This window comes from Acidithiobacillus acidisediminis (genome assembly GCF_023277115.1).
Lineage (GTDB): Bacteria > Pseudomonadota > Gammaproteobacteria > Acidithiobacillales > Acidithiobacillaceae > Igneacidithiobacillus > Igneacidithiobacillus acidisediminis.
Window position 1 is genome coordinate 574,454 of the sequence record NZ_JALQCS010000001.1, and the last position, 23,614, is coordinate 598,067.

The following is a 23,614-nucleotide window of genomic DNA, read 5'->3' on the forward strand; positions in this document are numbered from 1 at the left end:
CAACCCGCGGCTATACCTACCCGTGGGCCTGGTTCGTCCAGGCGTCGGGAACAGCAGGAGGAATTCTGATGAACTGCGTAGTGGTGGTGGGCAACCGGATTTTTACCCCGGATGAAGTCATGGATATCGCGCTTGGAGACGCCGTCTGGGACAACGCGACCAGGACGCTGACCTATGTCAAAGGAACCCAGGCGGAGGATTTTGAATCTTCCGTGGGTACCCCTATCCAGCTGGCGGCGAACGATGGAAACGGCTTGGATCTATCCAGAGATCCCGGGGGTACCTGGGAAAACGAAGAAGATACGGATCCGCACCTGGGCCTCGATGATCTGGGGGAACCGACGGTGCGATCCCCGGTATTGGAACCCGGGTTTACCGCATTGGAGGAAGAGCGCTTTTCGCCAGCGGCCGCGGAGGAGGCAGCGTTTGCAGGATCCGAGCGCCTGCCGGAGACCCTGGCCGTGCTGTCCGCTGCCGATGCCGTGGTGCTCGACGTCGAGACGACGGCCCTCTCGGCCTATGATCACCCGGTGGCACCGGCCTTCTCGCAGAAGATCGGAGACAAAACCATCAAAGAACTGCTTGTAGCCGGCTGCTCCCTGGACATCCGGCCCAGGGCACGGGTGCTATCCCTCTACGTCCCACAAGACGGGTATCGGGTGGCTTTCGATCTGGCCCGTTTGATGGAAGACCACCGGGCCGCACTGGCCGGAGCCCTCCACGACAAGGTATGGATCGGCCATAACCTGGGTTTCGACTACGCCTGGATGCTGGCCTTGCATCCAGAGGTCCGGCCCCGGCGCATCATCGACACCCTGTTGCTGGCCACGACGCACCGGCCCCAGGCCCTGTACGAGATGCAGGCGGCGCTGGTCACCAACGGGATCCACGAGTGGAACATACGGGACGCCCTCTGGGACTATGTGCAAGGGAAGCTGTCCCGCAAAAAACAGGACGACGGCGACGGCGGGGCGCTGTCCCTGCAATCTCTGTCCCTGCTCTACCTGCAGGAAAGCCTCGACAAATCCTACCAGAAGCCACACAACTGGATGGTGGACCGGCTCACCCGGGCGCACTGGGAGTATTGCATGGGGGACGTGGAAACCCCTCTGCGCATTGCCCGCAAGCTCTTGCACCTGCCCGAAGAGGCGGACGCCGTCCAGATATTGCAAGCCCTGGATGGCGATGCCCGGGCGGCTCCGGCGTACCGGATCCTGGAAACGGCGCTCCATACCATAGCCCGGATGCACCACAAAGGGGTGCCCTGGTCCGCCGAGCGGGCTGCCGCTCTCGATGCGGATCTGGCTCGGGAGGCCCGGGAAGCGGCGGAGAAACTGCTGGAGATCGCGCCCGAGCTGAGGCAGACCATCGAGGTGCCCGGCAAGCCCACAAAGAAGCACCCCGACCCGGAGCCCTGGAAGATTTGCCCCATAGAAGATCTGCTATCGCCCAGCAAGGGGCTGACCGCCCCCGTAAAAGAGGCCATCGCGCACGCCATCGTGCAGGAGACGGGCAATTCGGCCCTGTTTCACTCGCCGGGCGGCGACGGCCCGGCGGAATCCATCACGCTGGACGCGAAGCAGTTGGCCTTCGACTATCCCGATTCCCAAGTGGTCAAGCTGCTGGCCGCCGTGCAAGGCGCGGTAAAAGAGCGGGCGATGCTGTGTACGCTGGCCGCCTGTGCGCGAGACACGCGGGACGGGCGTATCCACCCCCTGACCGGCGTCACGACGATCACCGGACGGACCTCCGCCACCAATCCGTCCTTGCAGCAGGTACCCCGGGACCCCCGATTCCGGGGGGTGTTTGCGGCTCGTCCCGGGCACCGGATCGTGGCCACCGATTTTGCTTCCATCGAGCTGCGAATTGCCGCGGCGCTCGGGGTGCGGGCCTGGGAGGTGCTGTCCGTGGTGGTGGACGCCCTTTCCCGCGGCCGGGACAGCCCACACTACAAAAGCCTTCCCCGAATCCGCAAGCGGATTGGCTGGATACTGGAGCACTGCCCGGACTTGGTAGCGTATCTGAAAAGCGGCGATCCGGACCCGCCGGATAGCCTGATAGAAACCGATCCGCCCGTTTTCGGCGAAGCCGCGATCGAGGACTACGCCCGGTCCGCGGCCTGCGATCTGGCAAAGTGGGTTTCCCGCCTACGCAAGGCAACCGGAGGGGACCCGCAACGCTTACCCTTCCGCGCAGTGTACCTGCACGGCCTGGATCCGCATTTGCTGACGGCCATCGCCATGCGGGCTCAGTCCGGAGAATTTGACCTGCGGGGGATGTCGCCATTGCAGTACCTGCAAAGTCTCCCGGCAGAGGAAACCGACATCCTCAAGAAGCGGATGAAAGACGCCCGGCAGGCGGCGAAGGTCGTCAACTTTGGTGCGCTATACGGCCAGCAGCCGGCTGGTCTGCACCGCTTCGGGGTGGTGGGGTACGGGCTCAGATGGACCGGGCAGGAGGCCGCCCAGGCCCACGAAGCCTGGTTCCGCCTGTACCCGGAGATTGGCCTGTGGCACTGGCTGATCCGTCGGTTTTTCGTGCAAAAAAAGCAGCCGATCCTGAATCCGTACAATCCGGTAGAGGCGGACCTGACCGGCAAGATTTATCGCTGGTCCACGCTGTCCGGCAGGATAGTCCTCTCTTCCAAGCTGACGTCCGCAGCCAACTATCAGGATCAGGGTACGGGAGCGGAAATCGCACTGCTGGCCATTGGCACCCTGCCCCAGGACATCCAGGCCATGCTCATCAATTTCGTGCACGATGAACTGGTTCTGGAGGTCCCGGAAAGTCGGGTAGATGAGGTAGTGCAGATCGTCGAAAAGACTATGGTGGAGGCCGCCAACCGATTCCTGATGCCCTATGGAGTGCCCGCCGCCGTCGAGACGCAGGTGGGGGACGCGTGGGTGCATTGATCTGGCTACCATCCCCACTATCCGCCCATCGCAACAACCCGATGCTATACCCACCCAAGGCCGGATTTCCCAGCCTCTGAAACGCAAGGAGAACGCCATGTCTGGAGTCAACAAAGCCATTTTACTCGGTCACCTGGGCCGGGACCCGGAAATGCGGTACATGCCCGACGGGACCGCCAACGCTACCCTGAACGTGGCAACGTCCGAGACCTACAAAGACCGCGACGGCAACAAGCAAGAGCGTACGGAGTGGCATCGGGCAGTTTTCTGGGGCCGGACGGCCGAGGTCGCGGGGGAATACCTTCGCAAAGGCAGCATGGTCTACATTGAGGGTCGCCTGCGCACCCGCAAATGGACGGACAAAGAGGGTCAGGACCGCTACACCACAGAGATCGTCGGCGACCGTCTCCAGATGGTTGGTGGACGACGGGATGGCGACGCTGACGACCGCGACGGCCAAGGTGAGTCGGACAGAGGTAAGGGAATGGATCCGGTCCCTGGGGACGAGTTCGACAATATCCCGTTTTAGGGGCCCACCATCACCGCGACTCCTGTCAACTACAGTTGACACATGCTTCAGGTGCTTGGCCTGCGGCTTTCGTTCAAAACGGCGCGCTCGGGCCGACCCGCTCGCGGGTAATAAAGTCCAGAACGGGTATAGTTACGCCAGACAAGACGGTTTACAGCGGGCTCGCCAATGGTGCGTCAACGACAGGTACGCAGCGGAAGCAGACATTGCCCCACCCGCAAGGATCGGATAATATCGATCAAAGGCAGACATTGCGTAAGCCATAAATATACGGCCGTCCTAATCAAGCATCGAAAATCTCCCATCAAAAATATGGATATCTTCGAATTCATCAGAAGTTGGAACCTAGATAAGAACCCTACCACGCCACGAACCTTTAAGAAGCGGGAAGTGGATCTGCTTCTCGAAGACATAGAGGCACTCTACACGTCTCCTGCTGAGCCAAAGATTGGGTCACTGAACCCCGGTATCCGGGATGGGCTCGATCTATTCAGTAGCCAGCCGCAGCGCCGTCTCGATTCGCTCAGCGTCCCCATCCTTCTTTCTAAGCGTGTATGGCTCCCAGACCCTGTCTTTTCGGCAATTGCACCAAGTGCAGCCAGTGTTTGGGAAAAAATGCCAGACTCAGGCAGCACCTACTTCACAAATGCACCCGTTATCCACACCGGATGGAAACATGTGGCTCAAATACCAGCTTCACAGCGGAAAGACGCACTCAGGACAATCTTTTCTGTGGCGATACCTCGCCTACTCAAGTTGGAACAGCTCGTACAGTGTGGTGCCATTGGTTTCTACTCCTGGGAGCGACTGGTAGAGGATGATCTCCCAAAATTTCAGGAAACTGCGATGACTCTTAAGGAGTCCGGTTTGGTCGACAAAGTTGGAACGGCTTATCCGCAACATGATTACAGTCTCGGGACGCGCTTGTCTGGCATACGCATCACTATTCAAGACGATCATCCCGTAACAGGAGCGAAAGCTGGAACGCCTCTTTGGATAAGTGAGAAGATGCCTATCCTGGTATACGGATTACTAAACGCGCTTACCTCCGACCGGCTGGCGAGTCGTTTTGAACCTTCGCTGCCAGGTGATCGCATAGTCTATGATTTTGTCCGGTCAAACGGGAAAAGCTATACAGACAAGCCTTCGCAAGATAATTTCCTTCAACTTCCAGCGCTCGACGCTGCGGTATGGGAGGATGTTGTTGCAATCCGGAAGGATTCCGAACTACTGGATCGATTCCGCGAAATGCTTGCTGAGTTGAGTATCGCGGAATCATCACTAGCGGCTGAAGCGATACGGGGTGGGCTTAAGGACCTAGCCAAGGAGTTAAACGCAGACAAAGCCCTGCTTAAGCGAACTGGGTCGTCTACGTTGAATTTCCTGCTGGCGATCCTCGGCGGCACACTAGTTGGGGGTTATACCGGCAATTTAGCTAGCGGTGCCTTAACGACAGCAATGTCGGCCGGGATTCCATATTTAAAGGACCTTGCTGTAACAGCCTTTGGGGGGCAGGCGCGGGAGACTAAGCTGAGGTACGAAGTCGTGACCCGCATCTTACATCGATTCTAAGACATGCCTCTAAACTATTTTCAATGGGAATCTGCCACTCCATGAATATCATAAGTATTGTTGGGCAACCCATTTTTCGCGCAGCGGGCAAATGCCAACTGCAATGCGTTAATATTGCTGGTCGGATTGCACCCGCCCCATCAGATCATCTGAGGGGCACCTCGAATAACCTCAAATTCCCGCATGGACATCGGCGCAACTCTCTGATTCAACGGCATCAGAATTTTGGCGAAACGGGTTTTTCGAGGTCCCCTGAGAATAGTTCATAGGCATGTTCTAAGATCACGGAAATGCACAAGCCTATTTTCGACGCTAGGAAAGTCGGTTATGGGGTCGGATGCTGTCAATCTATCATCGGCAGCAAATGACCGCTTTCTTTGCGACCGTGAGCATCAAGGTGAATTTATCGCTTTCCCTTGGCGCTCGGCAAGCAGCATCGCCTCCCAGGTGGTCGCCTCGCGCAACGACAGACATCCTTGCCCCGTCATCGTCAGAGGATTCCATCTGGTAGACTCTCCTGGTCAGGTGAGGAGGTTACCGATTGCCCAGCCCAACACCAGAGCGCAGCCCGGAGCTCCGCAAGATCATCCACGTGGATATGGATGCCTTCTTTGCAGCGGTCGAGCAACGCGATCGGCCAGAGCTCCGTGGTCTGCCGGTGATTGTCGGTGGCGACCCCAATGGCCGGGGCGTCGTTGCGACGTGCAGCTATGAGGCACGACGATTTGGTATCCGCTCGGCCATGTCCGCAGCCAAGGCCCGTTCGCTCTGCCCCCAGGCCATCTTTGTCCGTCCCCGCATGGAAGCCTATCGGGAGGCCTCCCGCCAAGTGATGGCCATCCTGCGCAGTTACACACCGCTGGTGGAACCCCTGTCTCTGGATGAGGCCTTTCTGGATGTGACTGCCGTAACGGCCAACGGAACCCTGGCAGGCGAGATCGCTCGGGAGATCCTGGATCGCATCCATCAAGAAACGGGGCTAACGGCTTCAGCAGGGGTCTCCTACAATAAGTTGCTCGCCAAGCTAGCCTCCGACTGACGTAAGCCCCACGGGCTTTTTGTCATTCCACCTGAGCGCGGCCTCGCTTTCTTGGCGCCGCTGCCCGTTGGCAAGCTACATGGCGTGGGTCCGGCAACCGTCAAAAAGCTCTCGGCGATGGGCGTGGAAACGGTCTTGGATCTACGGAACCTCTCGCTGGAGTTTCTTGTGACCCATTTCGGCAAGTCGGGAGGCTGGTTTTACGACGTGGCGCGGGCGATCGACGAGCGGCCGGTACAGCCGTCCCGCCAGCGGAAGTCGGTGGGAACCGAACGCACCTTCTCCAAAAACTTGGAGGATCGAAGCGTCATGCGGACTACGCTACAGGAAATGGCCGCGCAAGTTGCGGCCCGCCTCCAGGCCTTGAACCTGGCGGGCCATACCGTGAATATCAAAGCGCGCTTTCCCGATTTTACCACGGTCACCCGAGCATATACGGCGACCGAGGGCATCGGAAGCGTGGATGCTATCGCGGCCTTGCTACCAGAGTTACTCGACCGAGCCGTTCCCAAGAGCGCGTCCGTGCGCCTGCTGGGGATCACCGTGAGCAGCTTGGTCGACGTCCTGGAAGCGAGCCAGGTAGCACACCAGTTGTGCTTGCTGGACGAAATCCTCAACCCGCGGTAAGAATATCGCCAGGGAATGGGCGGTGATGCAGCGGGAGCGGACATTCAGCAGGCTGGCCATCGTCTTCTCAAAACTCATCATCATGGCCGAAAACCGTGCCTTCATACCGATATGGCATTTTGAGAATTACAACTCATTGATTTTCGTTGCGGGCATAATCGGCATAAAAGGCCTCTCAAAAACGGTGGGTTATGACTTCAGAGTCATGCATCCATTTTACCAGGCTATCGGCCGTCATGGGTTTGGCAATCCAGTATCCTTGAAGGGTGTTGCACTGGATGGTCTGTAGTAGATCGGCGCACTCGACGGATTCCACGCCTTCAGCGATCACCCCGACCCCTATACCGTTTGCAGCTACGATGATACCGGAAACAATGGCGAGATCGTTTTTGTTCTTCAGTATGCTTTTCGTGAAGCTGCCATCGATTTTGATGGATGTTGCTGGAAACTTCTGCATATAGGTCAGAGACGAGTATCCTGTGCCGAAATCGTCCAGGGATACGCCCAACCCCCACAGCCGACATTGCTGCAAAATCGAACAGACCAGTCGAAAGTCCGATATCTCTGCGGTTTCCGTGACCTCCAGCGTGATATTTCCCGGAGACACGCTGGGATTTTCAAGCACCAGGCTCTCGATATCCTCCAGAAACTTCGGATCAAGAAGATGAGTAACGCTCACGTTGACGGCTATAGGGATATCGAGCCCCTGGGTTTGCCACGCTTCTGCTTGAATGAGTGCGTTCTGCAGGACGAATCGACCAACCGGGCGCGCCAGTCGCTGGTGGTTCAGGGCGCTTCCGAAACTGGCCGGTGTCAGTACCCGGTCGTCCGAGTGTATTCGGAGCAGAGCTTCCACGCCGACCAATCGCACGCTACCTTGCGGAGCGCGGTGGACGATTGGTTGATAGTGTAGGCGTAGCGAGCCGTATTGCAGCGCCTGGGTAAGCAGCCGTACCGGCTGGATATCGTTTTCTGGGGTTGTTTCGGAAGACGCATTGTACAAGGTGAACTGGTCCTTTCCCCCATGCTTTGCCGCGTAGAGTGCACGATCGGCATGCCGAAGCAAGGTTTCCGGATCTTCATTCTCCAGAGGGTAAAGGGTCCAACCGAGGCTTGCCGAGTTCTCCACACACAGGTCGTCGTTTATTGTGATGGGTTCTCTCAGTGCGTCGAGGATACGGTGGGAGAGAATTTCCAGATCGTCCACACAAGTCAGCTCGCGAACAATCAGTCCAAACTCGTCGCCACCCAATCGGGCACACACATCGCCCGTGCGCAATGCGGACAAGACTCGTCGAGCCGTCTCCTGGAGCACGGCATCGCCGACGGCATGCCCCAAGGTATCGTTGATATCTTTCAGATTGTCTAAGTCGAGCATTCCGACCGCGAGCAGACGGTCGCTCTGGAGGGTAAGGGTACAGTGTCGTTGCAGTTCCGATTGGAACTTGCGTCGATTCGGAAGCCCTGTAAGAACGTCGGTAACGGCCTCACCCTTGAGTTGATCTATCAGGGAGCACTGATGCAGCATGGACTGGGCGGATCGCGCAAAGGCCAGGAAAGGGGCCTCCCCTACCTTCTGGAAATAGTCCTCTGAGTCTCCGTAAAGGACGATGACTCCCGATTGTCTCTCGTCTGGACACGAGAGCCGCAAGGCAATGGCCGTTTGAAACCCGTACCGGCGCGCAGATCGACGCCAAGGTCCGTAGAGTGACCGCTTGGATATACCCATTTCCACCAAGTCGGCTCCGGAGATGGCTTGAAATACAGGCCCTCGCTTGGTGAGCAGATTGCGGCGGATTTTGAGGGTGTTTGCATACTCCAAGGCAGGCCCAACGGCGATCTGCGGGACGATCTCTTGGCTATTGCTAGGACCGATCCACAGCCAAGCCAAAAGGATGTGCGGAGTAGCTTCTACGAGAGTGCGACACAGCCCCTCCAGAAGGGCGCTGTGATCCATTGTGGTGACGAGCTCGGTGGCCTTTTCCAAGAGCGTCGCGGTCAGGCGATAGCGCTCTTCTGCGATCAAGTCGTCGGATATGGGGACCGATTGGCTGGGATAGACGGGCTTCTGTGGCTTGGAGAACATAGGGCCATAGTTAGAACAGGCTGGTTTTATGTCTACGCTATATTACCAGACACAAGGCATCATCGTGTCTGGTGGGTGCTGACCTCTGTGGGCCGATGGCCTAATTTTCTGGGTTTTCCATCTGTCCAGTGAGGGCTGTTTCGAGACAAAACGATTGAAATCATTTCAAGTCCTCCGGAGAAAGGCCAGTCTGCTTGGCAAGCCGCGCCAGCATCTTCGGGCCGATTTCTTCTCCGTCATGAAACGCAAACACCACGTCCGGCCTGCCGAGCGTTCGATGTGATCCTGTCTGTCGCTTGACGCGCCAACCAATCCGGAGAAGTGCGGCCAAGACCAGTCGCGCCTTCAAAGAAGGCCATTGGCTCATGCCTCAGCACGTTCCAGCGTCTCGATAGTGATGGGGGATGCCGCCATTTCACCTTCATCGAGGCGATCCGCTATAGCCCGCAGCGCCAGGGCCTCCACCTTAGCCGCCGCGTCGTTACGCGACACGCCATAACACATGACGCCAGGCAGTTCGGGTATCTCTGCTATCCAACGCCCGTCTTCTTCCTGTTCGTACTCAACATGGAGCTTCATCTGATCCGCCTCGCGCCCTGCGCTCACAATCTGCCTGTAGGGCTATAATCCCAGAATAATTTTGATTATCAACGAATTACCGCTATCAGTCTCTTACCGCCCACGGCGCAGCACCTTGGCTGAATTTACCGCTTTCTATTGGCGGACGGCAAGCACAATCGTCCGATGCCCGTCAGCCCCAGATCCTTGGTCTATAGCCGCCCTCGTTACACGCCATCTGATAGACTCTCCAGATCAGACGAGGAGGTTATCGATTGCCCAGCCCACCAGAGCGCAGCCTCGCTCTCCGCAAAATCATCCACGTGGATATGGACGCGTTCTTTGCGGCTGTGGAGCAACGCGATCGGCCAGAGCTCCGTGGTCTGCCGGTGATTGTGGGTGGCGACCCCAATGGCCGGGGCGTCGTCGCGACGTGCAGCTATGAGGCTCGACGATTTGGGATCCACTCGGCCATGTCGGCGGCACGGGCTCGCTCCCTCTGCCCGCAGGCCATCTTTGTCCGTCCCCGCATGGATGCCTATCGAGAGGCCTCCCGTCAGGTTATGGCTATCCTGCGCAGCTACACACCACTCGTGGAGCCACTGTCGCTGGATGAGGCCTTTCTGGACGTCACTGCTGCCACCGCCGATGGTATCCTGGCGGTCGAAATCGCCCGTGAGATACTGGGCCGCATTCATCGGGAAACGGGGCTGACCGCTTCGGCAGGGGTCTCCTACAATAAGTTGCTCGCCAAGCTCGCCTCCGACTGGCGCAAACCCCATGGGCTTTTCGTTATCCCGCCCGAACGTGGCCTCGACTTCCTGGCGCCGCTGCCCGTTGGCAAACTGCATGGTGTGGGTCCGGCCACTGTAAAAAAACTATCCGCTATGGGTATCGACACCGTCTCGGATTTGCGGGCGATGACGCAGGAGCGGTTAATGAGGTGTTTCGGTAAGGCTGGAGCTTGGTTTTACGAAGTGGCGCGGGGGATCGATAGGCGGCCCGTGCAGCCGACCCGCCAACGGAAATCGGTGGGTACGGAGCGGACATTCTCGGAAAATCTGGAGGATCGAAGGACCATGCTGGCGACGTTACAACAAATGGCCGGGCAGGTTGCGGCCCGTCTCCAGGCACTCGCCTTGGCGGGCTGCACGGTGAACATCAAGGCACGCTTTCCCGATTTTGCCACGGTCACCCGAGCGCACACGGCGACCGAGGTCATCGGGAGTACGGAAACCATCGTGGCATTGCTACCAGAACTACTGGATCGGGCAGTTCCTCAGAGGGCGTCCGTGCGTCTGCTCGGAATCACAGTGAGTGGCCTCGCCCAAATCCAGGCGGCGAGCCGCGGCGCCCGCCAGCTGAACTTGCTGGACGAAATCTCCGATCTGCGGTAAGAACATGTTAAGAGAATGGGAGGTGATGCAGCGAAAGCTGTCATTCGTAATCAATCGGTGTAAATTGCGGGAATCAAGTTCTGAAGCGATTGAATGTTGTTCCGTGAACAGTGCCTGAGTCTGTACTGAGATTCTTGGAGGAATGCGTCATCATGTCAAATTATACCCAGAAACATGATAAATCGGCTCTACGGGTGGCCATTGGAGTAATTACCATTGCCTTTCTCAGCGGCTGTGCCAATATGAGCCCAACGGGTCAAAGAGCACTGAGCGGTGGTGCTATTGGCGCTGCAGGTGGGGCAGTTTTGGGGACGGTAGTTGCTGGCAATCCAGCGGTAGGTGCAGCGGTGGGCGGGGCTGTTGGCGCCGGGGTTGGAGCAGCGCTCCCACAAATTGAGAACGGATTAAACGGCAACTGACCCAAGGCACACGTATCCTTTTGAAAAGTCATGTATCATTCGATATTTCAATTTCCTGGCCGCAGCAGTTGCTGTAGATCGGCAATTCCCCTTTCAACCTCATCTCTCGCAACCGATGGTGAACCCACGGGGGTTGTTGATAAACACAATGGCGAAACTACGGCTCGAATTTGAGCTAGTTCGTTTCTTCCATTGGAAGCAAGGGGATGTTTGCTCCCGCGGATCCGAAGTTTGTGAAGAATCTCGTGATATCGGATGCACTCCCTTGATATGCGGGAGGCACCGCTGGAAGAATCACGCAGTCGTTGCACTTTTTCGTTAGCCCCTTGGTTGGTTGCTATGTTGGAGTTCTGAACTATGTGTTGTTCTGGCACGGATGTTGCGCAACCCGTCAAAAAAGAGAGCACAATGAATATTGTTCCGATTGGTGGCGATGTTGACTTTCCCATCGTGACTCCTTCCAACAATATCTGGCTTTTGCGTTATAGTCTACAAGTAGCCCCTATGCGGGAGGAAGGAGATGGAGCGCATCTCCCCCATTTCTGGTGGCTTATAACTTCTTGTAGATCGTACTGGTAACCGTCCTGCTTGAGTGTTTCATGCAGTACTGCCATCTGCGGATAGTAGGGCTGATCGGATCGCAGATAAATCGTGCCGCTGGCGGACTGCACCGTTCCAAGCCGAAAGCTGGCTCCAGTCCCACGGAGATCGGCCAATCCCCTTCCGCTGACGTCAAAATGATATGCCAATGTTGACTTTCCTCTGATGGTTTCTCCTGGTATTTCCGTAACGTTCTGCAGGTACGGCTGAAGCCGTTGCCAAGGGATAGATGTGAGAATTTGAATAGGGAGAGTCCCGGTGTGACAGCTCCCTCCAGGAGGGGAGGTGTGATACCATGCCTGGTTGCCGATGGTCTCGCTGCTCGCAGTTGCGGAAACCCTAGCAAAGAATTCGGTTTGCGCAGAGGCTTCGCTTTCCCTATTAGTCGGATCTACCGCTCCCCAAGCAGTGATTTGTGCCGGCGGGAACTTACTGATGGCGCTAATCCGAAAATGGAAGGGCGTCGATAAGAAATTCGTGATCCCGGACCGCAGCACTCTGGGCAGAGTTCCGGGATTCTTTACCGAAACTGGAGAGACGCTGGGTGCGACGGGCAAATCCATAACCTGCAGCGAGACCCCATAAACGATCCGCAGAGAAGAAAAAGTAAACCCCCTAGACGTTGCGAAAAAACGTGCCATTTCTTGAGTGAGTTTATATCGCAAAACTCCTCGGGAGTTCAGCCTCTGCAAAAAACAGAGGCAGGACTCCTTGGCTAATTGGCTCAATCCTTAGTGCCGCCAGACACCAGCCCATGGTGGCGGCCCTCGCCGCGGTGCTGGTGCGTAGTAGACCGGCGCCGCAGGTTCATACACGACGGCAGGCGGTGGGGGTGGCGCATATACTACGGGCGGAGGGGGTGCGTAGTATTCGGGTGCGGCATAATAAGCCCCCTGGTTGCTTACCTCCGCACTCAATCCTGGCAGCCCCAACCCCAAGGTGAAACCCAAGCCGTCTCCGTCATCATCATCTGCATAGGCCCCACTTGCACTAAGCAGCAACAATGCTGCTGTAATCAGAGCCATCCAACTTCTCGATTTATTCTTGTTCATTGTTGAACCTCCTTTTTCAAAGAGTCTCACGAAAAGACATATTGTACCCCCAAGCCAATACCGTAATCCGGACTGCCATTGGTTAAGCCTTTATCCACAAACAGCTGGATCCCTGAGCCTGCGGAAGTGAGATTATAGTTCCAGGCTAGGATTAGATCAGCTGGCCCACTGTAGCCGGGCTGTTCTGATTGCGCTCCAGAAAACATCGCCGTGAAAATATTTCGCGGGGTGACTTCAAAGCTGGATCCAAGATTGTAAGTCCAGATGTTTTGCAGATTATCGCCGGGAGGATTGCCCACAATCCGATAGGCCAGGTGCGCGAATGGAAAGATGCGCGTGCCTATGTTGTCATTCAAGCCGACCCCAAACTCATAGTCGTTTCGTCCCGTGCCCAGCCCTTGGGCTGCCGAAGCAGTGCCAAGCTTCACCTTCGCGAAGGGCACAACCGAAGGGACCAGCCCTTGGTTTTGGATCGCAGTATAGTGAGCTGCCAGCCAGATGTCCCCTATGCCACTTGCGCTATGCGTTCCTGTGTTGGTTTGACCCCTACTGGCGATTCCGCCGCCTGAGAGAGTGGCGCCATTAGGTAAACCTGACACGGACAGTTCGGGAACGGTAAGTTTTAGCCGAAGTGTGGAATTCTGGTACTGAAAGTAGGTAGAGTTATAGAAAATATTAAGGTTGCTATTGGTTCCGAAGGAGCCTTGATAGAAGGCTGGCAAATCTCCGATGGTAAACTGACCGGAGGCCTGCGCGGATCCCCACGCCAAGGCAGGAGATGCAATCAGTAGACAGAGACCCGTTTTGTATTTGCGCATTCGAGATCCTCAAAAACGGAAGGAGCTCCAGAGGGCATGTCCTCTGGAGCGAGCACGTCAGTGGCTGAAATGCGGCACCTGAATGTGTGGCCTTTGAATATTCGGGCGCTCTATGTTAGGACGCATAATCATGGGACGAGCCATCATTCCATGCGGATGCATCGCACCGGGTCCAAAGTGATTGCCCCGCATCATACCGTCGTTATCGACGTAACCGTGCCGATGCTGCTGGACTTGGTTGTATGCCTGTGGGTTCCCAGGCATTGCCGGGGTGGCTGGATTTCCGGGACCATTAGGCTGTGCGGGGGTGGCTGCATACGAACGGGCTGGATAGGGAGGGTTCGTGGGCATAGGAGTTGGTGTGCCGGCCGGCTGAGTGGGCACCGAACCCCCAGGTGGCGGTGGTGTCATGGCTGCGGGCGGTGGGGGCATGGCTCCAGGGGTGGGAGCAGTTCCTCCTGGCGGTGGTGGAGGCAATGCCGCAGCGGCATAACCTGCAGTCATCGCAAGACCTATTCCAAAAAATGCTGACGCAAGAGCTTTATTCATGGGTGATCGTCCTCCGTTCGAGTTACCGCCAAGGAATTCAAGCATGAACTATGCCAGATGTGGCCGCAAGTGTTTATCATGGGACAGCATTCGTCGCATGTACTCAAATGGCGACGGTCGTGCATTCATCTGACGGACAACACGCGCAATCACCTTGCACTGCGCCAGTTAGCTTCATGTCTACTTGTCGTCATATCGTGACAGCGGGGAGCTAGTGCCTCTGAGCCTAGAGCAAACCCAACAAATACCCTGCACCGCCCCAAAAGCTGACCCAGGTCACGGCACCGAGAACATTCCAGAGGTAGAAGTCTCGTAATGGAACTTCTGCAGATCCGGAAATATATCCCTGAAGCTGTCGCAGTGGCACCACAAAACGCCCAAAGAGGACCACAATGCTGCCGTATTTCTCGAGGAATCGATGAGTTTTCTGTAAACGATCAGGTGTCACACCGATCCATTTCCCGTGTTTGCGTAGCCAGGAGATGCCCACTCGGTCCGCAAGAAAATACGCGAGAAACCAACCCAGGGAGGTGCCAGCAACGGCGAGAAGGAAAAGCAAGCCCGGATTCAGCGTTCCTTGCGCGGCCAAAAAACCAGAAGCGATCAGAAAGGTCTCCCCGGGAGCAAAGATTACTCCTGCACTCTCGATCAGCAGACTGCCAAACACCATCCAGACGCCGTATTGACCAACAACTCCAGCCCCTGCCTGCACGGTGGCGTGAAGTTCCTGCAGGTATGCCATTGCCTCATGATGCAACCATTGCACGATGTATCGTCATCCTTGCTGTACTGCCCGTTTCTGGGCGGAGATTTTGGGTAACCAGTGATCCGTGGCAAAGTCTGGGAGTCTCTGCAATCGCTCTAGCGCCGCGTAGGCCGCTTTGGGATTGTCTTTGCGTAGCCACAGAGTGGCTTGTTTCTCGGAGGCAAGAATCGCACGATCCGCGGTCCTACGCCCCCACCAGCGAGCAAGCCCAGAAAACAGTCCAGAGGGCGGGTTTTCTGCAGCATGCAGCATCATTTTGTAGGTATGAGGATGCTCTAGTCCGCCGATTCCAACCAAGGTCAGCCAGAGCCTTTCTGCGGTAGTGAGCGGATCAAGCCAAACCGGGCTGACTGCGACACATCGAGCTTCTCTGCCAACAATCGCCGTGAGGTAGGGTGCATCCGGAATGTGCGCGACGTGCGCAATCGTTTTGCTACGATCCAGGTAAATGCTGGTTTTCGTCCCCGATAAACGGCGCGCCTGCGCAAAGATCCTTCGAGTCCTGGGCGATGGCTGAACCGCGTTCCTGCGCAACCAATGGCACGCACTTCTGGATGAGAGGATGACATGCGCGGATACCGTAGTGCTACCCATTCCAGCGGATAGGCCCAGTACCGCGGGGCGGCTCGAAAAACCTCATGGCCACTCGGGGTTTGATAGAATAGCGGTAGGCCGGATTGCAACGGAGTAGACGGGATGATTGCGCGCAGGACTGCGGTGAAGAAGGACCTATTGGCCGATGAGGGGTACGTCCACAAGGTGGATGCCATTGGGGATCCTCTGCAGAAGATCGAGGCGGTGGTCGATTTCTCTGCGTTGGCGCAGGCGGTAGAAAAGATCGCTCCCCGCCCGGAGCAGCCCAAAGGTGGGCGCCCGCCATATCCGACCGAGGTGATGGTTCGGGTCTTGGTGGTCAAGCGTTTGCATGGCCTCTCTGACGAGCAGACGGAGTTTCAACTGCTGGATCGTCGCAGTTTCCGGCGTTTCTGTGGCCTGGAGCACTCCCGCAACATCCTCGATCGTACGACCATCTGGAGCGTTGAGAACCGGATCGGGGTAGACGGTGTCACCGCCCTATTCAACGAGCTGGACCGACAGATTCGTGCCCATGGTCTGGAGGCCCGTGCCGGTCAGATCGTGGACGCCACCTTGGTTCCGGCACCCAGGCAACATTTCACGAAAGAGGAGAAGGCGCTGCTGGAACAAGATGCGGTCCCTGCGGACTGGAAGCCCGCCAAGCGGCGGCAGAAGGACGTCGATGCCAGCTGGACCAAAAAAAAGCATGGCAAGTCCCACCACGGCTACAAGTTCACCGTGAGCGTGGATCGCAAGCACAAGTTGGTTCGGACCTGGATTGCCGACACCGCCAAGGTCCATGATTCCCAGCACTTGGAAGCAGCGCTGGACGAGTGGAACACCAGTGCGGAGATCTATGCCGACAAAGGGTATGTTGGGGCCGATCGAGAGGAGCGTTTACGGGAGCAAGGCTATCGTCCGCAGATTCAGCGCAAAGCGAAGCCAGGCAAAGCGCTTTCTGCCTGTCAGGAGCGACGGAATCGACGCATCGCGAAGGTCCGAGCACGCGTAGAGCATGTTTTTGCCGCCATCCACCAGTGGGGTGGCAAGCAGATCCGCACCATCGGCCAGGCCCGTGCCACCTTCGCCATGGGCATGATGGTGCTCGTCTACAATATGCGTCGCTTGGCCTTTCTGGGGGCGTAATGCGTCCAGAGGTCAGGAAATAGAGGAAAAAATCCTACAACAGGATGAGAAAACGGCTCAAAAAGTCCATTTTTGAGCCTCGACAGGTTTCTTCATGCCGTGTGGTCTGATTTTTGGGGTTTATCGAGGTGCCCCGCGACCAACACCAGCGGCCATTTCCAGGAAGATTCTGTCAAGACTTTCTCCATGCGAATCATTCTTCCCAAAAGATAACGCCCACGGATCTATACGAGAAACGGGGGTGGTTTCCGAGGCTATCTGGGCGGTGACCCTCCCGGTGGTGGCTGTGGAAGGGGCCCTTGGAGGAGGTGGCGGTGGAGGACGAATCCCCAAGCCCGCGAAATATGCCCCAAGGGGCGGCGGAGCCGGTGCCCCTCGAGGAGGGGGCGGTGGCGGCGCTGGGTAGTACTCATAGTAATGCTGGGGGTAGTTGGAGAACCCTGTGGTCTACCCAGACCCACCCAAATCGAGGCTGAAATTCAACGGGTCGGCGTGCGCAACTGCAACCCAGCCAAGACTCGATACGAGCAACACCGAGAGCAAGGATTTCTTCGGCGGCAACATGAAAGACTCCTTATTCCATCACGGAATGCTTAAAACGCCGCTCCAATTCCCACCGTGCCCCGCAACAGGTTGGGGGCGCCGGCTTGGGTGAAATCGTCATCGTGTAGGCCCACAAAGAAATTCAGATTGGCAACCAGAGGATAATAGGCGGTCACCCCCATCTGCAGCAGATTCGAGGATCGGTTATACCGCAGGGGCGGAAAGCCTGTGACGTGGCTGGTTTCCGAGACACCCCCCAGATATCCCAGATACCCGGTTACGTTCGCAAAAGGTAAGGAAGCTGCAGCGTACAAACCGCCGCCAAGGTTGTCGAGGCTCTGAGACGATTGGGAATTCAGATACGCATCGTTCTGCGAGAATCGGTTGTATTCGTAGCCCAGATACGGTCCGACTGCGAGAATCGGGCTTGCTGGGAAGAGGTAACCGATTTTCAGACCAAAGGTGTTGCTGTCACCGCTCGTATAGCCTTGATAGGCAGTGCCGAATTGATGGCGATACTTGGCGGTACCGAAAAGTCCATTCGAAAACAGGCTTCCCCGCACACCGAGGCCGCCGGTAGTGTTGCCATACTGGTTGGTGGTGCCCTGGACATTGCCGGACACGTCGGCCTGATTCATGACCGAGTAAATAGAGGCCTCTGCCGTTGCGGTAGCAGCGAGCAGACCGGTGCCAATCAATACTGCGAACAACCGATTTCTTTTCATGGGATCACTCCTGTTTCACGGCTTGTGAGCAAGGTCAGCAATCCTCGTGCCAACCGCAAAACGCCCTTCCTTTTCGTGGGGATACCGCGGCAAACAGTGTAACCCCTTGGTCACTTCCCCCAGAACTGTCGCCTGAAGGAGACGAGATCAGCCCCAATCGGCCTGGGGAGTGGCATCTCAGCGTTGAAGATGCGAGAGTTTCGCAGCCTGGCAGCGGATTTTACGGATTGGCATCTTTCCTGCTTGGGTTTGCAGAGTACGATAGGGAGGCAGCAATGAATAGCAAGCTTCACAGCCGTATAGTTCTTTGGGGAATCCCATTGGTCTTCTGGGCCGTTTTCGCCACAAGCCTCAGCAGCGCGCGGGCCGATACGCTCAGTTTGGCTTTGGGAGTACCCTCTGCCAGTGTCTGGGTACAACCTGCAGGAGGGGACCTGTATACCGATGGCTACGGTCCGGCATATTCCTGGCGGGCGTATCGGAGAGAGGCGCATTGGGAGCGGCGCTGGGAGAAGCGTCAGCGTAAGGCGGAACATCGCTACTGGAAGGCGCGCCGTAAATATTACAAGAGGATGTACAAAGCAGAGCGCAAGTACGACCGCTCGATCTATGGGTATTGAAGGAGAACACGAATGAACATTGATGGGCGCAAACGCAAGGGCGTGAGGCTAGTTGGCTGGTTGACCCTCCTCGGGCTGAGCCTGGGGCTCACGGGTTGTTACGCAGAAGTTTCACCGCCGCCTCCGGGTCCCGGAGGAGTTTACGGGCCACCGCCACCACCCCCTCCGCCCGGGCCAGGGGCTCCTCCGCCACCACCACCGGGTCCGCCACCACCGCCTCCCGGATACTACAACTGATGGAGGAAGCGCTTCTGCGGCGACGAATCGGTTCTAACCTCTGCCCGCCGTAGAAACGTTTCAACGGTTTTCGCGTAGGTGACGGCAGATGGTGGAGGCGGTTCTCCCGAGGCTACCCGGGTGGGGCCGGCGTTATACGCCTCCAATGCCAAGGTCAGGTTTCCATGAAAGAGCTTGAGGAGGCTTTGCAGAAACTGCGCCCCACCCAGAATGTTCTGTTGCACTTGCCAGGGGTTGACGTGCAAAACCGTCCATGCGGTGGCTGGCATCAGCTGCATGGGGCCAATGGCCCCAGCAGCACTGACTGCTCCTGCCCGCCCTCGACTCTCCACATAGACCACAGCGGCCAGAAGAGCTGGCGAAAGACCCGTCTTGTGGGATGCCAGCCGGATTGGCGCTACAAGGGATCCCGCCAAGCGATGCCAGGCTTGATTCCGCTCCGACACCATCACTTTCCATTGCAACACAACAGGGATACCGGGCGGGGCGGGTTGCAAGGATTGGGGGAGAAAAACGAATAGCGGCAGCAGAACGAGTCCCTGGATCCATCGATCCCGCTGACGAAGTCTGCCCAGGCGCATGGTGATCAATCCCGAGCGCAAGAGGGACTCGTGGGGACTGATTCCCCGCAGACGCGATCAAAAACGGACTGTACATTTGCCGCCAGTTTGTGAAGGACAGGATTTAGCGCCCTATCTCCGGGATCTTTACTCCACACCACGGGTATTGTGGTGTATACCCAGACTCCCGGTGGCCCCTCTCGCAGAAGCCACCGTACCGGAAGAAACATCGCCAGCGCCTCTGACCGGTGAAAGAAGGTCCGGGAAATCCCAGGAAAATCCCAGAACATCACGAGAGAGTCGTTGGCAGGTCGGGCTGCCTTCCCTGACTCATCACACGGAGGGGCATACACATAGAGGAGATCAGCTCCCAGACAGCTCATCTCTGTAATCACCGAGCCTTCGACATCATTGATGGATCGTGGCACCTGACCCGCCAGCTGTAAACCCTCGAATGGGTGATTCATCATTGTCTATTTTGTGACAGCAATGCCCCGGCGGCAGCTCCGGCTGCGCCGCCGACGGCAGCACCCACGGCGGGACTCCCGCCAACCACGGCACCCATCACTGCACCGCCAGCCGCACCGATCGCCCCGCCACTCAAAGCAGATTGTTGGGTGGGCGTCATATTCGCGCAACCCGTGAGAGCCGTCAGGCACAGTGCGAAAAAGCAAGCCTTGCGACCATTGAAGCTAATCCGCAAGGTGGAAGACTGAGGCCGCTCCAGACCTCGTGATTTGGCAAACGAAGACATGGTGTACCCTCCCGCTTGTTGAGACAGCTTGAATAGCAGCATGTTTCGTGCCAAGAGGAAAGATGCAACAATTCTCCGATGAACAGCAGAATTGGCGGCCAACATGCGAAGACTGACTGTAGCCAGATACCTACAGTAGCGAGACGACACTGATGATTTACCCTCACGCGTTGCGTCGGATACTTCAAATCACCATTGTGCTTCTCTTACTGATTCCGCTCTCCGGATGTCTGGCTCTCATTGCACTCAATGGCGCCGGAACTGTTGCCTATTACAATCTGCCGAAGAAGGATCGCCCCTCGTTGCACATTGAAAAATAGGGAGCGTACCATTTTGTTTCAAATTGATGTGATATAACGCTATCTATAGGCAAATTATTCAACACGTTGAATGACCGCTATCAGTCTCAACCGGCACAACACGATAGCTGGGAAACATCTTTGCTGAAGGTTTGCGCCGCAAGCTTGAGTCCCTCCACCATCGTCAGATAGGGGAACAACTGGTCAGCGAGCTCTTGAACGGTCATGCGGTTGCGGATTGCAAGTGCTGCAGCCTGGATCAGCTCCCCCGCCTCTGCCGCTACCGCCTGAACCCCAAGTAGTCGACCGGACTTGGCATCCGCCACCAGCTTGATGAATCCTCGCGTGTCGAAGTTGACCAGCGCTCGCGGGACATTCTCCAGCGATAAGAGACGACTATCTACCGTCATTCCTTGCTCCTTGGCCTGCTGCTCTGTCAGCCCTACCGTGGCCACCTGCGGGTCGGTAAAGACCACAGCTGGCATGGCGACAAGGTCAATACGTGCCTCACCATCCGTCATGTTGGTAGCGGCTAGGGTTCCGCTGGCTGCCGCCACGTAGACAAACTGCGGGGTGTTGGTACAGTCCCCGGCGGCATAGATGTTTTCGGCACTGGTTTGCAAGCGGTCATTCACGAGGATGGCACCATGTGGGTCGATCTGTACGCCGGCAAGCTCCAGATTCAGTGTCTTGGTATTCGCGCTGCGTCCCGTAGCTATCAGCAGCTTGTCTGCGCGTAATTCACCCGTGGGCAGCTGCAGCACAAACTCGTCATCATCGTGCCGGATCTCATTTGCCTGGGTTTGCTCCAGAACGGTGATTCCTTCTTCTCGAAAAATTGTGCTGAGAAGTTCGCCGACGGCGGGATCTTCTTGGGAAAGGAGACGGCTGCGAGCAAGAATCGTGACTTGACTGCCTAAGCGCGCAAAGGCTTGGGCCAACTCGACTGCGACAATGGATGCACCGATGACGACCAGTTGATTGGGGATGGCGTCAGATTCCAGGGCCTCGGTGGATGTCCAATAGGGAGTGTCGACCAGTCCCGGAATGGGTGGAATGGAAGGGCTTGCACCCGTGGCAATCAGGCAACGATCAAAAGGAATCTTGCTATTACCACCATCATTGAGTTCCACGTTCAAGGTCTGTGCATCCAGAAAACTCGCGGTGCCACGCACTACCCTGATCTCCTCTACATTTTCCAAGATGGATTCGTACTTGGCATGGCGCAATTCCTCGACTCTGGCCTGTTGCTGAGTCAGGAGTTTGTCGCGCCGGATAGCGGGAGAAGCCACAGTGATCCCGCTGTCAAAGGGGCTTTGGCTACGCAGATGTGCGACGTAGGCTTGGCGGATCAGGATCTTGGAGGGCACGCAGCCAACGTTCACGCAAGTCCCTCCGATGGTGCCGCGCTCGATCAGGGTGACCTGCGCCCCGCGTTCCACGGCTCTGAGTGCGCAGGCCATGGCAGCGCCGCCGCTTCCAATCACTGCGATGTGCAGTTTTTGCGCATCGCCGGAGATGACGCGACTTGCATCGCGCGGGTGCGCGCCATAGCCGCTCTCGATCACAGCTCCAGTCAACTGCTGTACGTGCACCTCACCCTCCAGCTCGACCCAGGCTGTGGCGTCCGGATAGGAGACCAGCGCCTTGTGCACACCGGGCACGCTTTCAAGGGCTTTGCGCACATGCGCGGCGCAGCTGTCGCAAGTCATGCCGGTGATGGCAAGCATAATGGTTTTGTTTTCGGTCATACGATTCTCCAAGGTGCTGGTAGATTCAGTCCTGCTGGGCAGGGGTTTCACAGTTAGCAGTCGCACAGCGACGATTGCCGGGATTGAACATGTCCCAGAGCGCCGCCGAAACCATGACAATCAGCCCAACGTAGAAAATACCTCGAGATATTTCGCGCGGAAGAAAATGTTGCGTCATGCCGAACACCCCAAGAAGTACCAGAATGGGCCCGATGGAACCCAGCATGGCGCGCTGCCACTGATGGTGCGAGAACCAACCTGCGAGGTTTGCGAGCAGCACCAACCCAGCAAAAAGTGGAATCAACCAATGCATGAATACGCCCTCCCATTGACTGAGGAAACCCAGCCCGATCGCGGCGCCAAGACTAGCTGCCGCAGGAAAACACATGGCACAGCTAAAACTGCCGAGGACGGCACCAAGGACCCCGGCTTTATCGATGATGCGGGTAATGACTGACATGGGAATCTCCTCGAGGTTGTTCATAGCAAGTGCAAAAACAGTTCTGATGGACTATTCTTACAACCGTACCTGGGTACGGAGTCAACAACCGTGAAATCTCAAGAATCGGTACTCACGATTGGCCGCCTCGCGGAAGATGTGGGTGTCAACGTCGAAACGATCCGTTTCTATCAACGCAAGGGTTTACTACGCGAGCCCCCTCGTCCCCCTGGAGGGATTCGTCATTACACAGCAGAGGATGGAGCGCGGCTGAAATTTATCAAATCTGCGCAACGTCTGGGATTTAGTTTGGAGGAAATCCATCACTTACTTTTACTGGATGAGGGCATGCGCTGCAGCAAGGCGGCACAAATCGCTGAAGATCATTTGACAGAAGTTCGCGCGCGTCTGCAGGATCTGCAGAGAATCGAAAACATCTTGGCAAATCTACTCGAGCAATGCAGTCGAGGGGATAAGGATGTGGCATGCCCTCTCATTGCGGCATTGCAAGCGGACTGAACTTAATCCCCAACAACAAGAAAATTTTTCATCTAGCGAATGACCGCTTTCAGTCTCAAGCGGCCATGCCTCAGCGGGAGGATATTCCGCAGGAACGTGCTTGGCAACGATCAGAATCTGGCGGCGCCTGCGGAGGCTAAGTGACCAACCATCCTGCTTGGCGAACCGTGGATCATGACACGGGTCGCTCGTGGTCCTTAATTGTCTGCTTGACGTCATCCATCTTGTCCGACCGGTCAAGGTATTTGTCGTCGAGCAATGTCCATGTCCAAACCCACACCAGCGGCAGGATCTTAACCCTCTGTGCGTGAAACAAGGTAAGGCCGGAACAGTGTTAAACAGAACAGAACGGAACGCAAGATAAAGCCTGCACGGGAAAGCTATACCTTTCCCATGCAGGCCAACAACGGCGGGGCCTCCCCGGTACCTGCTCTGGCGAACCAGCCAGGGCACGCGCACGAGACCCGCCAGAAAATGCTGTTGATCAAATCGTCGGCAATGCCGAAGCCAGCCCCCATCAT

The 23,614-nt window shown here is 56.9% G+C and carries 20 protein-coding genes; 10 read left to right on the forward strand and 10 right to left on the reverse strand.

Annotation, left to right across the window (positions count from 1 at the left end; translation table 11 throughout):
- Positions 1-68 precede the first annotated feature (68 nt).
- The 5 genes from M5D89_RS02930 to M5D89_RS02950 all read left to right on the forward strand — a co-directional run bounded on the left by M5D89_RS02930 (position 69) and on the right by M5D89_RS02950 (position 6,679).
- Complete coding sequence (locus tag M5D89_RS02930) at positions 69-2,912, forward strand: DNA polymerase (protein WP_248884282.1); 2,844 nt, start codon at positions 69-71, stop codon at positions 2,910-2,912.
- A 97-nt stretch (positions 2,913-3,009) separates the two neighbouring features.
- A complete protein-coding gene (ssb, locus tag M5D89_RS02935) occupies positions 3,010-3,441 on the forward strand; it encodes a single-stranded DNA-binding protein (protein ID WP_215851611.1) in 432 nt (143 codons plus the stop codon).
- Positions 3,442-3,753: 312 nt separating this feature from the next.
- A complete protein-coding gene (locus M5D89_RS02940; protein ID WP_248884283.1) occupies positions 3,754-5,013 on the forward strand; it encodes a hypothetical protein in 1,260 nt (419 codons plus the stop codon).
- Positions 5,014-5,554: 541 nt separating this feature from the next.
- Positions 5,555-6,052 carry a DNA polymerase IV gene (gene dinB / locus M5D89_RS02945; RefSeq protein WP_248884285.1) on the forward strand — a complete coding sequence of 166 codons (498 nt, stop codon included), beginning with the start codon at positions 5,555-5,557 and terminating at the stop codon, positions 6,050-6,052.
- A 24-nt stretch (positions 6,053-6,076) separates the two neighbouring features.
- Positions 6,077-6,679: a DinB/UmuC family translesion DNA polymerase gene (locus tag M5D89_RS02950; RefSeq protein WP_346347727.1), complete on the forward strand. Its 603-nt coding sequence runs from the start codon at positions 6,077-6,079 to the stop codon at positions 6,677-6,679.
- Between the two features lie 175 nt (positions 6,680-6,854).
- Here M5D89_RS02950 and M5D89_RS02955 read toward each other — a convergent pair whose 3' ends face one another.
- The 3 genes from M5D89_RS02955 to M5D89_RS02965 all read right to left on the reverse strand — a co-directional run bounded on the left by M5D89_RS02955 (position 6,855) and on the right by M5D89_RS02965 (position 9,344).
- Positions 6,855-8,765: a putative bifunctional diguanylate cyclase/phosphodiesterase gene (locus M5D89_RS02955; protein ID WP_248884289.1), complete on the reverse strand. Its 1,911-nt coding sequence runs from the start codon at positions 8,763-8,765 to the stop codon at positions 6,855-6,857.
- A 160-nt stretch (positions 8,766-8,925) separates the two neighbouring features.
- Positions 8,926-9,132, reverse strand: coding sequence for a type II toxin-antitoxin system HicA family toxin (locus M5D89_RS02960; RefSeq protein WP_248884291.1), 207 nt, complete (start codon positions 9,130-9,132; stop codon positions 8,926-8,928).
- Positions 9,129-9,344, reverse strand: a complete 216-nt coding sequence (locus M5D89_RS02965; protein WP_248884294.1) for a type II toxin-antitoxin system HicB family antitoxin — start codon at positions 9,342-9,344, stop codon at positions 9,129-9,131. Before M5D89_RS02965 ends, M5D89_RS02960 begins: the two co-directional genes overlap by 4 nt.
- Positions 9,345-9,598: 254 nt before the next feature.
- On the opposite strand from M5D89_RS02965, the gene dinB (M5D89_RS02970) reads away from it, so the two are divergent.
- Together dinB (M5D89_RS02970) and M5D89_RS02975 are read left to right on the forward strand one after the other, a co-directional pair.
- Positions 9,599-10,720, forward strand: a complete 1,122-nt coding sequence (gene dinB / locus M5D89_RS02970; RefSeq protein WP_248884296.1) for a DNA polymerase IV — start codon at positions 9,599-9,601, stop codon at positions 10,718-10,720.
- Between the two features lie 152 nt (positions 10,721-10,872).
- On the forward strand, positions 10,873-11,139 hold the full coding sequence (locus tag M5D89_RS02975; RefSeq protein ID WP_248884298.1) for a YMGG-like glycine zipper-containing protein: 267 nt from the start codon (positions 10,873-10,875) through the stop codon (positions 11,137-11,139).
- A gap of 1,678 nt (positions 11,140-12,817) precedes the next feature.
- On the opposite strand, the gene M5D89_RS02980 is transcribed toward M5D89_RS02975, so the two are convergent.
- A complete protein-coding gene (locus M5D89_RS02980; protein ID WP_038471426.1) occupies positions 12,818-13,609 on the reverse strand; it encodes a hypothetical protein in 792 nt (263 codons plus the stop codon).
- 775 nt (positions 13,610-14,384) lie between these two features.
- Entirely contained in the window at positions 14,385-14,924 is a 540-nt protein-coding gene (locus M5D89_RS02985) for a DedA family protein (RefSeq protein WP_014002098.1), read from the reverse strand.
- Between the two features lie 699 nt (positions 14,925-15,623).
- On the opposite strand from M5D89_RS02985, the gene M5D89_RS02990 reads away from it, so the two are divergent.
- Positions 15,624-16,646, forward strand: coding sequence for an IS5 family transposase (locus tag M5D89_RS02990; protein WP_248886423.1), 1,023 nt, complete (start codon positions 15,624-15,626; stop codon positions 16,644-16,646).
- Positions 16,647-17,239: 593 nt separating this feature from the next.
- On the opposite strand, the gene M5D89_RS03000 is transcribed toward M5D89_RS02990, so the two are convergent.
- On the reverse strand, positions 17,240-17,914 hold the full coding sequence (locus M5D89_RS03000) for a hypothetical protein (RefSeq protein WP_248884300.1): 675 nt from the start codon (positions 17,912-17,914) through the stop codon (positions 17,240-17,242).
- Between the two features lie 275 nt (positions 17,915-18,189).
- Between M5D89_RS03000 and M5D89_RS03005 the strand changes: the two genes are divergently transcribed.
- The gene (locus tag M5D89_RS03005; protein WP_038471420.1) at positions 18,190-18,534 is read left to right on the forward strand and encodes a hypothetical protein; all 345 of its coding nucleotides are present in this window, start codon (positions 18,190-18,192) and stop codon (positions 18,532-18,534) included.
- A gap of 227 nt (positions 18,535-18,761) precedes the next feature.
- Here the strand turns inward: M5D89_RS03005 and M5D89_RS03010 are convergent, their stop codons facing one another.
- The 4 genes from M5D89_RS03010 to merC form a co-directional block, all read right to left on the reverse strand.
- Complete coding sequence (locus M5D89_RS03010; RefSeq protein ID WP_248884302.1) at positions 18,762-19,373, reverse strand: lytic transglycosylase domain-containing protein; 612 nt, start codon at positions 19,371-19,373, stop codon at positions 18,762-18,764.
- 424 nt (positions 19,374-19,797) lie between these two features.
- Positions 19,798-20,085 (reverse strand): YMGG-like glycine zipper-containing protein, encoded by a 288-nt coding sequence (locus M5D89_RS03015; RefSeq protein WP_248884304.1) that lies wholly within the window; start codon positions 20,083-20,085, stop codon positions 19,798-19,800.
- 406 nt (positions 20,086-20,491) lie between these two features.
- Positions 20,492-22,135, reverse strand: a complete 1,644-nt coding sequence (gene merA, locus M5D89_RS03020; RefSeq protein ID WP_248884305.1) for a mercury(II) reductase — start codon at positions 22,133-22,135, stop codon at positions 20,492-20,494.
- 25 nt (positions 22,136-22,160) lie between these two features.
- Positions 22,161-22,595 (reverse strand): organomercurial transporter MerC, encoded by a 435-nt coding sequence (gene merC / locus M5D89_RS03025; RefSeq protein ID WP_248884307.1) that lies wholly within the window; start codon positions 22,593-22,595, stop codon positions 22,161-22,163.
- A 90-nt stretch (positions 22,596-22,685) separates the two neighbouring features.
- Here merC and merR point away from each other — a divergent pair, with 90 nt between their 5' ends.
- Positions 22,686-23,093, forward strand: a complete 408-nt coding sequence (gene merR / locus M5D89_RS03030) for a mercury resistance transcriptional regulator MerR (protein ID WP_248884308.1) — start codon at positions 22,686-22,688, stop codon at positions 23,091-23,093.
- Positions 23,094-23,614 lie beyond the last annotated feature (521 nt).

Coding starts and splice junctions, on each gene's coding strand:
- M5D89_RS02930 (WP_248884282.1), top strand. CDS start 69: ATGAACTGCGTAGTGGTGGTGGGCAACCGGATTTTTACCCCGGATGAA.
- ssb (WP_215851611.1), top strand. CDS start 3,010: ATGTCTGGAGTCAACAAAGCCATTTTACTCGGTCACCTGGGCCGGGAC.
- M5D89_RS02940 (WP_248884283.1), top strand. CDS start 3,754: ATGGATATCTTCGAATTCATCAGAAGTTGGAACCTAGATAAGAACCCT.
- M5D89_RS02955 (WP_248884289.1), bottom strand. CDS start 8,765: ATGTTCTCCAAGCCACAGAAGCCCGTCTATCCCAGCCAATCGGTCCCC.
- M5D89_RS02960 (WP_248884291.1), bottom strand. CDS start 9,132: ATGAGCCAATGGCCTTCTTTGAAGGCGCGACTGGTCTTGGCCGCACTT.
- M5D89_RS02965 (WP_248884294.1), bottom strand. CDS start 9,344: ATGAAGCTCCATGTTGAGTACGAACAGGAAGAAGACGGGCGTTGGATA.
- M5D89_RS02975 (WP_248884298.1), top strand. CDS start 10,873: ATGTCAAATTATACCCAGAAACATGATAAATCGGCTCTACGGGTGGCC.
- M5D89_RS02980 (WP_038471426.1), bottom strand. CDS start 13,609: ATGCGCAAATACAAAACGGGTCTCTGTCTACTGATTGCATCTCCTGCC.
- M5D89_RS03000 (WP_248884300.1), bottom strand. CDS start 17,914: ATGAAAAGAAATCGGTTGTTCGCAGTATTGATTGGCACCGGTCTGCTC.
- M5D89_RS03005 (WP_038471420.1), top strand. CDS start 18,190: ATGAATAGCAAGCTTCACAGCCGTATAGTTCTTTGGGGAATCCCATTG.
- M5D89_RS03015 (WP_248884304.1), bottom strand. CDS start 20,085: ATGTCTTCGTTTGCCAAATCACGAGGTCTGGAGCGGCCTCAGTCTTCC.
- merA (WP_248884305.1), bottom strand. CDS start 22,135: ATGACCGAAAACAAAACCATTATGCTTGCCATCACCGGCATGACTTGC.
- merC (WP_248884307.1), bottom strand. CDS start 22,595: ATGTCAGTCATTACCCGCATCATCGATAAAGCCGGGGTCCTTGGTGCC.